We start from the raw sequence: 13521 nt of genomic DNA on the forward strand, positions 1-13521 counted from the left end.
GCGGGAAGGACCGCAAGAACCCGGACCGCAAGAAGCTCGGGTTCAAGAAGCCGCTCGTCTACGTCCTGCTCTCGGCCGGTCTGCTGGTCATGTCGGCGCCCTTCCTCTGGATGGCGCTCTCCGCCTTCAAGACCAACGCCGAGCTGGGCGCGAGCCCGCCCGTCTGGATCCCCACCGAGTGGACCCTGTCGCACTTCAGCGAACTGCTCGACAAGCTGAACCTGCCGCTGTACTTCATGAACTCGGTGATCGTGGCGGTGCTGGTCACCGTCTGCAACCTGGTGTTCTGCTCGATGCTCGGCTACGCGCTGGCCAAGCTGAAGTTCACCGGCCGTGACAAGGTCTTCGCGCTGGTGCTGGGCGCCCTGATGGTCCCCGGCAACCTGATGCTGCTGCCGCTCTTCGTGCTGATGAGCAAGCTGCACCTGATCGACACCTACGCGGGCCTGGTACTGCCGTTCGCGGCCGGAGCCTTCGGTGTCTTCCTGATGCGGCAGTTCATGCAGTCGATCCCGGACGAGCTGCTCGAAGCGGCCCGGATGGACGGCGCCCGCGAGTGGTACATCTTCTGGCGGATCGTGATGCCGCTGGTCAAGCCCGCCCTCGCGACCCTGTCGATCATCACCTTCCTGGGGTCCTGGAACAACTTCGTCTGGCCGCTGATCGCGACCAACGACCCGGACAAGTACACGCTGCCGGTGGCGCTGGCGACCTTCGCCACCGACCCGAACCAGTCGGCGGGCTCCAACGGCATGCTGATGGCCGGGTCCCTCCTCGTGGTGCTCCCCGTCCTGCTGCTGTTCGCCGTGCTCCAGCGGCACTTCACCCAGGGCGTCGCGACCGCCGGTCTGAAGTAGGCCGCCCCCGGGTCTGCCCCCGGGCCGCCACTTCCCCCCGCGCAGGACGCTCCTCCCTGCCCCCCTCACGTACGTAAAGAGAGACAGATCGATGACGCACACCCCGACCCCGTTCCCCGACGGCTTCCTGTGGGGGGCCTCCACCGCCGCCCACCAGATCGAGGGCAACAACACCAACAGCGACTGGTGGTACAAGGAGCACAGCGGTACCGAGCACGTCGAGCAGCCGAGCCTGGACGCGTGCGACAGCTACCACCGCTGGTCCGAGGACATGGACCTGCTGGCCGAACTGGGCTTCACCGACTACCGGTTCAGCATCGAGTGGGCCCGCATCGAGCCCGCCGAGGGCCACTTCTCGCGCGCCGAGCTGGCGCACTACCGGCGCATGGTCGAGGGTGCGATCGCGCGCGGTCTGCGCCCGATGGTCACGCTGCACCACTTCACCGTGCCGCGCTGGTTCGAGGAGCGGGGCAGCTGGACCGCCGAGGGCGCCGTCGAGCTGTTCGCCCGGTACGTAGCGGCCTGCGCGCCGGTCATCGGCGAGGGCGTGCCGTACGTCTGCACCATCAACGAGCCGAACATGATCGCCGTGATGGCCGGTCTCGCCAAGTCCGGCAACGACGGCTTCCCGCCCGCCGGTCTGCCGACGCCCGACGCCGACACGACGGACGCGATCATCGCCGCGCACCACGCGGCCATGAAGGCCGTCAAGGCCATCAACCCGGAGATCCAGGCCGGCTGGACGATCGCCAACCAGGTCTACCAGGCGCTGCCCGGCGCCGAGGACGTCACCGCCGCCTACCGTCACCCGCGCGAGGACGTCTTCATCGAGGCGGCGCGCGGCGACGACTGGATCGGTGTCCAGTCCTACACCCGGACCAAGATCGGCCAGGACGGTCCGATCCCCGCGCCCGAGGACGCCGAGCGCACCCTGACGCAGTGGGAGTACTACCCGGAGGCCGTCGGCCACGCGCTGCGGCACACCGCCGATGTCGTCGGCGACGTCCCGCTGGTGGTCACCGAGAACGGCATAGCGACCGCGGACGACGCCCGCCGTGTCGACTACTACACCGGAGCGCTCAGCGCGGTGGCCGACGCCATCGAGGACGGCCTCAACATCGCCGGGTACCTGGCGTGGAGCGCGCTGGACAACTACGAGTGGGGCTCCTACCGCCCCACGTTCGGGCTGATCTCGGTGGACCCGGAGACCTTCGCCCGTACCGCCAAGCCGTCCGCGGTCTGGCTCGGCGGTCTCGGCGCCACCCGGGAGCTGCCGCGCGTCGCTTCCTGACGCGCCACTGAGACCGGCCGGCACATGGGACCAGCCCCCGCACCCCCATGTGCCGGTCAGTTCGACCGGGGAGCCGACGGTCCTGACGCCGTCGGCTCCCTTCTACGTGTCGTACGGGCACGGGTTCACGTCTCGTACGGGCGCGGGCTCATGTGTCGTGCGAGCGCCGGTTCACGTCCCGTACCGGCGCGGGTTCAGCACCAGCCCTTGCGGTACGCCGTCCAGTCGGTCCCGGTGGCCGCGAAGTCGACGTACAGCGCGACCCCGAACCGTTCGCGCTGACGGTCCTCGCGGCCCAGCCCGAGCCGGACCCCGCGCACCGCCGCCGCGACCGTCTCGGCCGAGGCGAGGTGGCCGGGCTTGGTCTCGTGGTAGAAGGGCAGCCCCATCAGCAGGTCCGTGCTGTCGGGGGTGACTTCGAGGGCCAGCGTGGTCTGCTCGGCGACATAGCCGCCGTACAGGCTCTGGAGCGGCAGCGAGGTGTCGTACGACATCACGGCGATCTGGTCGACCTTGCGGGCGACCTGCCCGAAGAACTTCTGCGACCACCATTTGGGATGCCCCGTGAGGGCCCCGGCGACGGTGTGGGTCGCGGGCAGCGGGTCGATCTGATGGGCCGCCACGGACAGCAGGACGCCCCGGTCCCTGGTGAGGCTCCGCAGGTCGTCCAGGAGTGACAGGTAGTGGCGGTCACCGGAGTGCAGCGGCTCCAGGTCGAAGTGCGCCCCCTCGAACCCGGCGTCGACGATCCCCCGGGTGGAGACGACGATCGCGCCGCGGGTCGCGGCGTCGGCGAGGTCGAGACCGTCGGGGCTCTCGGTGGACAGCTTGTCGCCGAGCCAGGCCTGGACGCGTACGCCGGGGAGCTTGCGGTGCACGGCGTCGATCAGCCACGTCGCCCGTGCGTAGCGGTCGGCGGGCAGGGTGCCGTCGTGTTCCAGCGGCCCCGCGTGGACGTAGAGGTCCCGCAGGCCCGTCCCCTCCAGCCGCTTCGCGAGCGCGTCCACGTCGGCGTCCTTCTTGCGCCCGTCGACCCAGGCGTGGCCCAGCCAGATCGCGTCACGGCCGCGGGTGCGGGTGCCGTCCCGGTAGTCCCCCGCGTCGTTGAGGCGGAGTGTGACCCCCGCGGTGAGCACGGGAACCACCACCAGGACGGCGAGTGCCGGCGCCGCCCACCTCAGCCATCTGCGGAACCGGATGCGGCGTATGCGTACGCCGAAGGGTCGTTCCTGCACCGATGCCCCCCACGAGCTGTGCGAATCGAGCCCACAGCGTAGCCGCGGTAGCGGGACACCCAGGACGGTCATACGCTCCCAAATGTGACGCCGCCCGAGATATCCGCACGGCCGCACCGCGCCGCCCTGGCCGCCGCGCTCACCGCGGTATGTCTGCTGGCCGCGGCTGTCCCGACGGCCGTCGCGGCGGATCCGCCGGCGCTGTCGCCCGCCGGGCCGCCGGTGCCCGCCGGGGCCGTCACCCCCGGCAGGGCCGACCTGGGCAGCGGCACCACCGACATGGGGACCGGGGCCCTTCTCGTGCCGCTCATCGTGGTGATCGTGATCGGCGGGCTGGCGATCTACGCGTACACCCGCAGACGGCAGCGCGCCGAGACCAGGACCACTCCCGGCAGCGGCGCACAGCAGCAGGGCTGGGGCGGCGGCCCGGCGGCGGTCCCGCTCTCCCAGCTCGACGCCGAGGCCGGGCAGCTGCTGGTCGGGACCGACGACGCGGTCCGTACCAGTACGGAGGAACTCGGCGTCGCTGCGGCCGGGTTCGGCGAGGAGGCGGCGCGGCCCTTCACGGCGGCGCTGTCGTACGCGCAGAGCGAGCTCGCCACCGCCTTCCGGCTCCGCCAGCAGCTCGACGACGCCCCGCCGCGTCCTCCGCAGGGCGGTCCGGCCGAGGGTGACACGGAGCGGCGCCGACTGCTGGAGGAGATCATCGAACGGTGCGCGGAGGCCAACCGGCGCCTCGACGAGGAGGCGGAGGACTTCGACCGGCTGCGGGCCCTGGAGCGGAACGCCCCGCAGGCCCTGGCAGCCGCGGAGACCGCCTTCCGGGAGACCGCCGGGCGGACCGGCGCCGCCGGGGCCACGCTCGCCGGGCTCCGGCAGCGGTACGCGGACTCCGCGACGGCCGCCGTCGCGGGGAACGTCGAGCAGGCCAAGGACCGGCTGCTCTTCGCGACCTCCGCCCTCGACACGGCCCGGCAGGCCGCGGACACCGGCGACAACGCCAAGGCCGCCGTGTACGTGCGGGCCGCCGAGGGCGCGGTGGGGCAGGCGACCGTCCTCGTCGGCGCGGTCGACCGCACCGCCCGGGAGACCTCCGGCGCGGAGGCCGCACTGGCGGGTGCGCTGGCGGACACCGGGACCGATCTGTCCGAGGCGCACGGGCTGCTCGGGGACACGGCCGCCGGGACGTCCACGGCGGACCTGCGAGGGCGCATCGCACGGGCGGAGTCGGCCGTCGCCGACGTACGGCGCGAGCAGGCGGGCCGCTACGACCCGATCGACGCGCTGCGCAGGATCGCCGAGGCCGGTGCCGGACTCGACGAGGCGCTGGCGGGGCTCGGTGACCGTGAGGCGGGCACCCGGCGGGCCGCAGACCTGCTCGCGTCCGCCACGCTAGCGGCGCGCTCCACGGTCGCCGCCGCCGCCGACCGCATCACGACGAACCGCGGGGCGGTCGGCAGCCGGGCCCGTACCCGGCTCGCGGAGGCCGAACGTCACCTGGCGGAGTCCCACGCGCTCGCCCCGCAGGACGCGCGGGCCGCGCTGGCCGAGGTCCAGCAGGCCGACTCGCTGGCCGGGGACGCCCAGCACCTCGCCGAGCAGGACGTACGGGAGTACGGCGTCCGGTACGGCGGAGGCACGGGCGGCGGCCGTGGCGACGGGACGGGCGGCGCCCTGCTCGGCGGAATCGTTCTCGGCGGACGGCTCGGCGCGGGCAGGGGCTTCGGGAGCGGTCCCGGCAGCTTCGGGGGCGGCGGTACGCGTGGCCGGAGGGGCGGCGGCCGGTTCTGACACGTCCGTGGTCCCGCCCCGCCGAGCGACCTGCCTCAGTACATGCTCAGCAGCTGCTCCACACTCAGCTCGGCCTCCGGCGACCCGTCCGGCAGCGCCAGTTCGAACCAGACCGTCTTGCCCCGCGGTGTGCGCCGTGATCCCCAGGCCGCGCTGAGCATCCCGACCAGTTGCAGGCCCCGGCCGCCCTCGTCCGTGTCGCGCGCCCGCCGCCGCCGGGGCTGGACCAGGCCCGCGTCCCAGACCTCGCAGACCAGCGTGCGGTCGAGCAGCAGCCGGAGCCGGATCTCGCCCTCGCCGTACCGCAGGGCGTTGGTGACGAGTTCGCTGACCAGCAGTTCGGTCGTGTCGACCAGGTCCTCCAGGCCCCAGGACACCAGTTGCTCCCGCGCCAGTTCACGGGCCCGGCCCACCGAACGCGGCTCGCGCGGCAGCTGCCAGTCGCCGACCGCCTCGGTGGGCAGCCCCTGCATACGGGCCATCAGCAGGGCGATGTCGTCCTCGCCGTGCTGGGTGTCCAGCGTGCTGAGGACGTGGTCACAGATGTCTTCCAGCGGGCGCTCGGAGTGGGTGAGGGCGCTGCGGAAGGCACGCAGTCCTTCGTCCAGCGGGTGTTCGCGGGACTCCACGAGGCCGTCGGTGTAGAGGGCCAGGAGCGCGCCCTCCGGTATCTCGACCTCGATCTCCTCGAAGGGTTCACCTCCGACCCCCAGCGGCATGCCCGGCGGTACGTCGAGCAGCAGCGCGTCCTCGCCGGGTTCGACCAGGACGGGCGGCAGGTGCCCGGCGTTGGCGAAGGTGCAGCGGCGGGTGATCGGGTCGTACACCGCGTACACGGCAGTCGCGAGGTAGACCTCGGAGAGGTCGGCCTCGCGGGACTTGTGGGCGGCGCGCGAGGCCTGCTGGGTGCCGCTCGGCGTGCCGAGGCCCCGGGCGATCTCGTCGAGCGCTTCGAGGACTTCGGCGGGCTCCAGGTCGAGCAGCGCCAAGGTCCTCACCGCGGTGCGGAGTTCACCCATGGCGACCGCGGCCCGCAGCCCGTGTCCCATGACGTCGCCGACGACCAGGGCCGTGCGGTGACCGGGCAGCTCGATGACGTCGAACCAGTCGCCGCCCACCTCGCTCGCCGTGTTGCCCGGAAGATAGCGGCAGGCGATGTCGAGCCCGGCCGCCTCGGGGTCGCCGGGCGGCAGCAGGGAGCGCTGCAGTATCAGCGCCCGTTCGTGTTCACGCCGGTAGAGCCGGGCGTTGTCGATACAGACGGCGGCGCGCGAGGCGAGTTCCACGGCGAGGGACCGGTCGCGCTCCCCGAAGGGTTCGCTGCCCTTCGTACGGGAGAACTGCACGAGCCCCACCACCGTGTCGTGGGCGACCATCGGCACGGCGAGGGTGGACTGGACATGGCTGCCCTCGGCGCCCGGCACGGAGCGCGCCCGGCCGGTGCGCAGGGCCCGCGCGCAGGGCGAGTGGAAGGCGTAGCGGTGTACGGCGCCGAGCCTCGGGCCGTCCTCCGACCCCTTCAGCAGAACGTCCGAAACGGCGCTGGCATAGGCGACGCGGCGCAGTTCCGCACTGCCGTCGGCGCTGCCCTTCGGGGCCTCGTCCCCGGCCAGCAGTCCTTGGTACAGGTCGACGGAGGCCAGGTCGCAGAAGCCGGGGACGGAGACGTCGAGGAGTTCGCGGGCGGTGGTCTCCAGATCGAGGGAGTTCCCTATGCGGGCGCCCGCCTCGTTGAGCAGGGCGAGGTTGCGCCGGGCGTTGGCCGCCTCACGGGCCGCGACATGGCGGCGGGTCACATCGGTGCCCAGGCCGGCGACCCCGATGGGGACGCCCGCTCCGCTGTGCACCCGGTAGAGGTTGACCGACCAGTGCCTGCGCTCGGGGCTGCCCGGCGGGGAACCGATCAGCTGGAGGTCGGTGACGGGGTCACCGGTCTCCAGGACCCGCTGGAGCGCGGCGGTCATCCGGTCGGCCTCGGGCCGGGCCAGGTAGTCGTGGACCGTACGGCCCCGGTGCTCCGCCACGTCGTCGCCGAAGAGAGCGGCGAACCGCCGGTTGACGCGCCGCACCGTGAGGTCCGTACCGAACAGCAGGAAACCGAAGGGAGATTGGCCGAATATGGCCTGCGAGGCCGCGAGGTCCGTTTCGATGTGGCGCAGCACCCTGACGTCGACGACGATGCAGACCGCGGCCCGTTCGCCGTTCGCCGTCTCGCTGGGCATCACATAGAGCTCGGCGAGCCCGTGGATCTCCGGCCGGTCGGGCAACCGGAAGGGGACCAGGCCCGTCCACTCCTTGCCGTCGAGTATCTCCGCGACCCGGCTACGACCTCTGCCACGCAACTCCGCGGGCATGAACACTTCAATCGGGTCCGCACCCACGGCATCGCGCGCGGACACCCCGAACAGTTCCTCGGCCCGCTTGCTCCACTGCTCCACCAGCCCGTCGGCCCCGATCGAGAACGAGGCCACCCTGATGTAGTCATAGATCGAGCCGGGCGGACTGCTCTGCCATACGACATCGCCCGTCGCACCAGATATATCGCTCACGCGACCGTCCCCTCCAGCTCACCACGCACCGGACCGGCCTAGGTGGCATCCGCAGTATTCAGCACTACGGCCCTCACCGGCACGGCGTTCACGATCACAGCACGGTCTCAGTCATTTTCGGACACGACTACCGCGCTCGTCGTCCCACCCCACTTCTAACCAGGCTGAGCCAGCTCGAACCACACGGTCTTGCCCGATCTGCCGTGCTGCGTCCCCCAGCGCTGTGCGGAGCAGGCCACCAGCTGAATGCCCCGGCCCCCCTCGTCATCGGGTCCCGCGGACCGCTCCCGGGGCGGATCCGGAAGCGGATCCGAAACCTCCACGCGAAGACCGGCTTGATCCAGCCGGGCGACCCGGACTCCGATGGGCCCGGTGGCATGGCGCAGCGAGTTGGTCACCAGTTCGCTCACGAGCAGTACGGCGATATCACCGAACGGCTCGTGCAGCTCCCACGTGCGCAGGGTGTCCCGCACGGCCCGGCGCGCGACACGTACGGCGCCGGGCTCGGCGGGGAAGGTCCACTGGGCGCATCCGCCTTCGGTGCCGATCAAACCGCTCACTTCCCAAGGCCGACCACGGGCATGCACCCCATGCATCCCGATTCATGGGGTCATTCTGCACATACCCGCTATTTACCATGCGCTATCGGCCTTATGCCCGCACCTGACGCACACGGGGACAAGCGCACACAATTCGGGGGTTTCGCGCACTTCCGCACCCGCACCCCGACGCCCGCGTCCCCGCACACCGCCGGTGGTGGGTCAGGTCCACACCCCGGCAGCCAGCCGGCGGGCGGCCTCGGCCACGGCGGGCCGGTCCTGGTCGAGCCAGTCCACGGTGTCGATCTCGTGCGGGCCGAGCCAGCGCAGCTCGTCGTGGTCCTCCAGGGGTTTCGCCTCGCCGGAGACCAGCCGGGCGGTCCATACCTGAAGAACGAGTCCGGGCTTGAGCGGCCACTCGCCCGGAATCCGCTCCAGGGGTTCCGCCTCCACGCCCAGCTCTTCGCGCAGCTCGCGCACCAGCGCCTCTTCGGCGCCCTCCCCCGGCTCCAGCTTCCCGCCGGGCAGTTCCCAGCGTCCCGCCAGCTCGGGCGGGGCGCTACGGCGCGCGGCCAGCAGCCGCCCCTGGTCGTACAACGCTCCACCCACAACTACCCGATCAGCCATACCCGGAGCCTACCGACCACCGGCCGCCGCAAGACTGCTGCCACACGACGGCTGCCACAGCGGCCGGTCAACGGCGAACGGGGTGCCGAACGGCTACGGAACGCTCTGCCCGACGCGCTCGATCCAGTAGAGCTGTGTGTGCCCGTGGGAATCGAGGGTGTCAGCGGTCCGCTGCGCCTCGTCCCTCGTCGCGTAACTACCGACGCGATAGCGGTTGCCGTTGTCGTCGCGCCGTATCACCTGCCAAGGGAGCGCGACACCGCCGTCCGTCATCGTGTGCCCCCGTCGTACGCCGGTGTGCAGGTGGTCGTTGATCCCCAGGAAACCGCAATCCGCATATGCCGGAGCCTACGCCTGACCCTCACGCAGCGGATACGCATTTACACAAAGAGGTACGCATCAAGCCACTCTGCAATTTTCACCGAGCGATCGACGGCAGCCACGACCACCTGACACGGCCGGACTTCCGCCGCATCGGCGGGAGTTGACAACGCGCCGAGACCAACCCGTGGGCCCGGCACGGGATCACCCCGATGCGGCTACGCCAACTCCCCACCACGACAAGGCGGCAGGTGACAGGTCATCCGGACCGGCTCACTTCACCGGCAGGTGGTACGCGACCCGGTAGCGGTCGGCGGGGACGACGATGTCCGCGGTCTCCACCGGCCGCCCCGACGCGTAGTACGTCCGGGAGACGACCAGCACCACATGGCCGGGCACCCCGCCGAGCGCGAGCAGTTCCTCCGCCAGTCCGGGCCGCGCGCCCACTTCCTCCGCCACGTTGTCCACGACGACATCGATCGCCGCCATCCGCTCGACGACACCGCAGCCGCCGAGCGGCCCCTCCTCGGGGAGCATCACCGGCGTACGCCCGGTGATACCCAGAGGCTCCCAGGAGGTGGACAGCATCATCGTTTCGCCTGCGTCGCGGTAGACGTATCTCGTACGCATCACCCGCTCGCCCGGCGGGACGTTGAGCCGCAGCGCGATGTCGGTGTCCGCGACGTCCTGTTCGCTGCTGGACTCCCATGTGCCGTGCGCGCTCTCGTCCGCCTGCTCCTGACGGAACGGCGTCGCACCCTCGGCCGGCCGGTAGCCGGAGCGGGCGATACGGCGCGGGACGAGACGCTCGCGGACGTACGTACCCGATCCGGAGCGGCCCTCGACCAGCCCCTCGGCCATCAGCACCTTGCGCGCTTCGAGAGCGACGGTGTCGGAGACGCCGTACTCCTCACGGATGCGAGCCTGCGACGGCAGTCTGGTGTGCGGTGGCAGTGAACCGTCGGTGATCTTCTGCCGAAGGTCACTCGCGACGCGTAGATAGGCCGGCTGCTCACCGAAAGTCACTGGCCACTCCCCATGAAGGTTGACAGACCGCAACAGCGTGACAACCGTGGGTTGTTGACCGCAACCAAAGGCCAGGGTTTCACTCGAAGTGATGACGGGTGTTTAGACCGACCGGCAATTGGGGGCGCAGGTGCCGGACGCCCGTCCCACCACCTCTTCCGGCCACCGGGTCGGCCCGCGGCTACGCTCGACCCGTGACGATCACGTACCGCTGCCCGGTGGACTCCACGACCTCCCCCGTCGACACGGCGCCGTGGTGCTGCCCGCGGTGCCGCGGCCCCTGGGACCTGGATTTCACACCCGGCGCCGTCCCTCTCAACTCCCTGGCCGCACGGGTCAATTCGCTGTGGCGGTACGCGGAGGCGCTGCCGCTGGCCGGCCCCGCGGCGGTCACTCTCGGCGAGGGGCGCACCCCGCTCGTGCCCCTCACCGGCACCGTCTCCGCGAAGCTCGACTTCCTGATGCCCACCCTCTCCTTCAAGGACCGGGGCGCGGTGATGCTCGCGGAACTGGCCCGGAGGCTCGCCCCCGGACGGGTCGTCGCCGACAGCAGCGGCAACGCGGGGACGGCGGTCGCGGCGTACTGCGCACGCGCCGGGCTGCCGTGCACGGTGTACGTGCCCGAGGGCACGTCGGCGAAGAAGGCCGAGCAGATCCGGGCGCACGGAGCGGAGTTGCGACGGGTCCCGGGCGACCGCGACGCGACAGCCTCGGCGGCCCGCGCAGCCGCCGACGTCCCCGGCACGTTCTACGCGTCGCACGTCTTCAACCCGTACTTCCTGCACGGCACGAAGACCTATGTGTACGAACTCTGGGAGGAGTGGGGCGGCCGGCTCCCCGACGTGATCGTGCTTCCCGTCGGCAACGGCACCCTGCTGCTCGGCGCCGCGCTGGCCGTCGACGAGTTGTCCGCGCACGGGCTGATCACCGAGCGCCCGGCGCTGTACGCGGTCCAGGCCGAGGCGGTCTCCCCGCTGGCCACGGCATTCCGGGCAGGCGCCGACGACTTGGTGGACGCGGATCATTTGGCGGGCGCGGATCACCCAACGGGCGCGGATCATCTGGCGGGCGCGGACGGCCCGGCGGGCGCGGACCGTCCGGCGGCCACCACCCTGGCCGAGGGGATCGCCATCCCCCGCCCCCCGCGCGCCCGGCAGATCCTGGCCGCCGTACGGAAGTCCGGCGGCACGTTCCTGACGGTCACCGAGGACCAGATCAGGTCCGCCCAGCGCGACCTGGCGGCCCGGGGGCTGTACGTCGAGTCGACGGGGGTGGCCTGCTGGGCCGCCGTCGCGGCGGGCGGAGTCACCGGAGGGCGGTCCGTGGTGGTGCCGCTGTGCGGGGCCGGTGCCAAGACGGGGATGGCCCCGGCCCCGCAGATGTGACGTCAGGACCGGCCCACGCCAATCACTGCGCCAGGGCTCAGCCGAGCAGCTCGATGATCGCGGCGGCGGTGTCCGACTCGCCGAGACGCGGGAAGACCCGCTCCACGGAGTTGCGGTGCATCTCCGCGTCCATGTCGGTGATGGCGTCGGTGGCGATGGTCACGTGGTACCCGTGCTCGTACGCCGACCGGGCCGTCGACTCGACGCCGATGGCCGTGGCCACCCCGCCCAGGACGACCTGGGTGACGCCGCGGCGGCGCAGCTGCATGTCGAGGTCGGTGCCGTGGAAGGCGCCCCACGTCTGCTTGGTGACGACGATGTCGCTGTCCTGCCGGCCCAGCTCGGGAACCAGCTCGGCCCAGTCCGCGGGGGGCGTGCCCCGGCCGCCCGGCGTCTCGTTGCGGCCGGGGGCGCCACCCGTGACCCGTACGAGAACGACCGGCAGGTCGTGCGCACGGAACGCGGTGGCCAGTTCGGCGGCGTGGGCGACGACCTCGTCGATCGGGTGCGCGGTCGGCAGGCCGACGATGCCCTTCTGGAGATCGACGAGGATCAGCGCGGTCTTCGCGTCGAGGGTGGTGGCAGTCATGACGAAGCTCTCTTTCGGTTACGGGCATGCAGTGCCCGGTCTGAGACGGTCAGTGCGACGAGCACCAGACCGAGGACAACGGAGACGGCGGCCATCAGATGCAGCCCGCCGTCACTGGCCCGCTGCCCGTAGGCGAGGGCGATGAGGCTGGAGGCCGTGATGGCTCCCAGGTACTGGGCGGTCCGCTGGAGTCCGGCGGCGGACCCGACGGCGTCGGCGGGCGCGTGCTCGTACACGGCGGCCTGGTTGCTGGTGCCGATGAGCCCCTGCGGGATGCCGAAGCAGGCCCCGGTGAGGAGCAGTACGGCGATCGGCGTCGCGCCGGAGGCGACGACGAGGAGCGCGCTGCCCGCGGTGACGAGGACGGCCGCCACGGTGAGGGGCGCACGGATCCCCTTCGTACGGGCTCCGAGCAGCGAACACACCAGCGCGGTCACCGACATGGGCAGCATCAGCAGGCCGGTGTGCAGGGAGGAGAGGCCGCGGCCCTCCTCCAGCCACTGGGTGAAGCCGTACATCACGCAGTAGATGACGAGATAGCTCAGACCGTGCCGCAGGTACGTACGGGCGAGTGCGTGGTTGCGGCCGAGCATCCGCAGGTCGATGAAGGGGTGCGGGCAGCGCAGTTGCCACCGGGTGAGGGCGGCGGAGAGGACGAGGGCGAGAACCGGCAGCCACCAGACCGGGTGGGCCAGATCGAGCAGGAAGAAGACCAGCGCGGTGAGCGCGCCGGTGAAGAGCACGATGCCGAGCACGTCGAGCCCGGCCGGTTCGCGGTCCGTACCCGCCTCCACTGCGCTGTCCTCGGGGATCCACCGGAGGGCGCAGACGAAGGCGATGAGGGCGAGCGGCACATTGACGGCGAAGATGCCGCGCCAGCCGCAGGTCGCGACGAGCAGCCCGCCGAGGGTGGGCCCGACGGCGGCGCTGCCGAGCGCGGCGAAGGACAGCCGGCCGAGGACGGTACGCGGGGTGGGCCGGCCGAGCCTGCGCGACTCGGCACGCAGTACGGCCATGGCAGCGGGGTACGCGGCCGACGTACCGATACCGAGCAGCAGCCGGGAGGCGATCAGCCAGCCGAAACCGGGGGCCAGGACGCCGACGAGCCCGGACGCCAGGACGACCACGAGCCCGGCGAGGAAGACCCGGCGCGGCCCGACGGAGTCGGCGAGCCTGCCGAGCACCGGCTGGGCGACCGCGCTGGCGAGGTAGAGCACCGACACCAGCCACACGGTGCTGGACGCGCCGATGCCGAAGTCGTGGCCGATCGCCACCAGTCCGGTGGAGATCATGGTGGTGTTGAGCGGGTTG

Annotated in this window: 12 protein-coding genes; 4 read left to right on the plus strand and 8 right to left on the minus strand. The window is 71.7% G+C overall.

Translation table 11 applies throughout. The features are described 5' to 3' along the window. Positions 1–65 precede the first annotated feature (65 nt). Complete coding sequence (locus tag NBY69_RS03465; protein WP_250298184.1) at positions 66–857, plus strand: carbohydrate ABC transporter permease; 792 nt, start codon at positions 66–68, stop codon at positions 855–857. A 91-nt stretch (positions 858–948) separates the two neighbouring features. Beyond that, the gene (locus NBY69_RS03470) at positions 949–2148 is read left to right on the plus strand and encodes a glycoside hydrolase family 1 protein (protein ID WP_250298118.1); all 1200 of its coding nucleotides are present in this window, start codon (positions 949–951) and stop codon (positions 2146–2148) included. A gap of 194 nt (positions 2149–2342) precedes the next feature. On the opposite strand, the gene NBY69_RS03475 is transcribed toward NBY69_RS03470, so the two are convergent. Next, positions 2343–3455 (minus strand): hypothetical protein, encoded by a 1113-nt coding sequence (locus tag NBY69_RS03475; protein ID WP_374211199.1) that lies wholly within the window; start codon positions 3453–3455, stop codon positions 2343–2345. 12 nt (positions 3456–3467) lie between these two features. Here NBY69_RS03475 and NBY69_RS03480 point away from each other — a divergent pair, with 12 nt between their 5' ends. Further along, complete coding sequence (locus NBY69_RS03480; protein ID WP_250298119.1) at positions 3468–5174, plus strand: TPM domain-containing protein; 1707 nt, start codon at positions 3468–3470, stop codon at positions 5172–5174. A 35-nt stretch (positions 5175–5209) separates the two neighbouring features. Here NBY69_RS03480 and NBY69_RS03485 read toward each other — a convergent pair whose 3' ends face one another. From NBY69_RS03485 to NBY69_RS03505, 5 genes are all read right to left on the minus strand, one after another. Beyond that, positions 5210–7723 carry a SpoIIE family protein phosphatase gene (locus tag NBY69_RS03485; protein WP_250298120.1) on the minus strand — a complete coding sequence of 838 codons (2514 nt, stop codon included), beginning with the start codon at positions 7721–7723 and terminating at the stop codon, positions 5210–5212. A 155-nt stretch (positions 7724–7878) separates the two neighbouring features. Continuing rightward, complete coding sequence (locus tag NBY69_RS03490; protein ID WP_250298121.1) at positions 7879–8283, minus strand: ATP-binding protein; 405 nt, start codon at positions 8281–8283, stop codon at positions 7879–7881. 201 nt (positions 8284–8484) lie between these two features. Then, complete coding sequence (locus NBY69_RS03495; protein ID WP_250298122.1) at positions 8485–8889, minus strand: (deoxy)nucleoside triphosphate pyrophosphohydrolase; 405 nt, start codon at positions 8887–8889, stop codon at positions 8485–8487. 93 nt (positions 8890–8982) lie between these two features. Beyond that, on the minus strand, positions 8983–9162 hold the full coding sequence (locus NBY69_RS03500) for an SPOR domain-containing protein (RefSeq protein WP_250298123.1): 180 nt from the start codon (positions 9160–9162) through the stop codon (positions 8983–8985). Positions 9163–9483: 321 nt separating this feature from the next. Beyond that, positions 9484–10236 (minus strand): GntR family transcriptional regulator, encoded by a 753-nt coding sequence (locus NBY69_RS03505; RefSeq protein ID WP_250298125.1) that lies wholly within the window; start codon positions 10234–10236, stop codon positions 9484–9486. 194 nt (positions 10237–10430) lie between these two features. Between NBY69_RS03505 and NBY69_RS03510 the strand changes: the two genes are divergently transcribed. Continuing rightward, entirely contained in the window at positions 10431–11621 is a 1191-nt protein-coding gene (locus tag NBY69_RS03510) for a threonine synthase (RefSeq protein WP_250298126.1), read from the plus strand. A gap of 37 nt (positions 11622–11658) precedes the next feature. Here the strand turns inward: NBY69_RS03510 and NBY69_RS03515 are convergent, their stop codons facing one another. Continuing rightward, positions 11659–12210 carry an isochorismatase family protein gene (locus NBY69_RS03515; RefSeq protein WP_250298127.1) on the minus strand — a complete coding sequence of 184 codons (552 nt, stop codon included), beginning with the start codon at positions 12208–12210 and terminating at the stop codon, positions 11659–11661. After that, entirely contained in the window at positions 12207–13502 is a 1296-nt protein-coding gene (locus NBY69_RS03520; protein ID WP_374211202.1) for an MFS transporter, read from the minus strand. Before NBY69_RS03520 ends, NBY69_RS03515 begins: the two co-directional genes overlap by 4 nt. Between the last annotated feature and the right edge of the window lie 19 nt (positions 13503–13521).

The sequence above is a fragment of the Streptomyces sp. A 4/2 genome, from assembly GCF_940670765.1.
Lineage (GTDB): Bacteria > Actinomycetota > Actinomycetes > Streptomycetales > Streptomycetaceae > Streptomyces.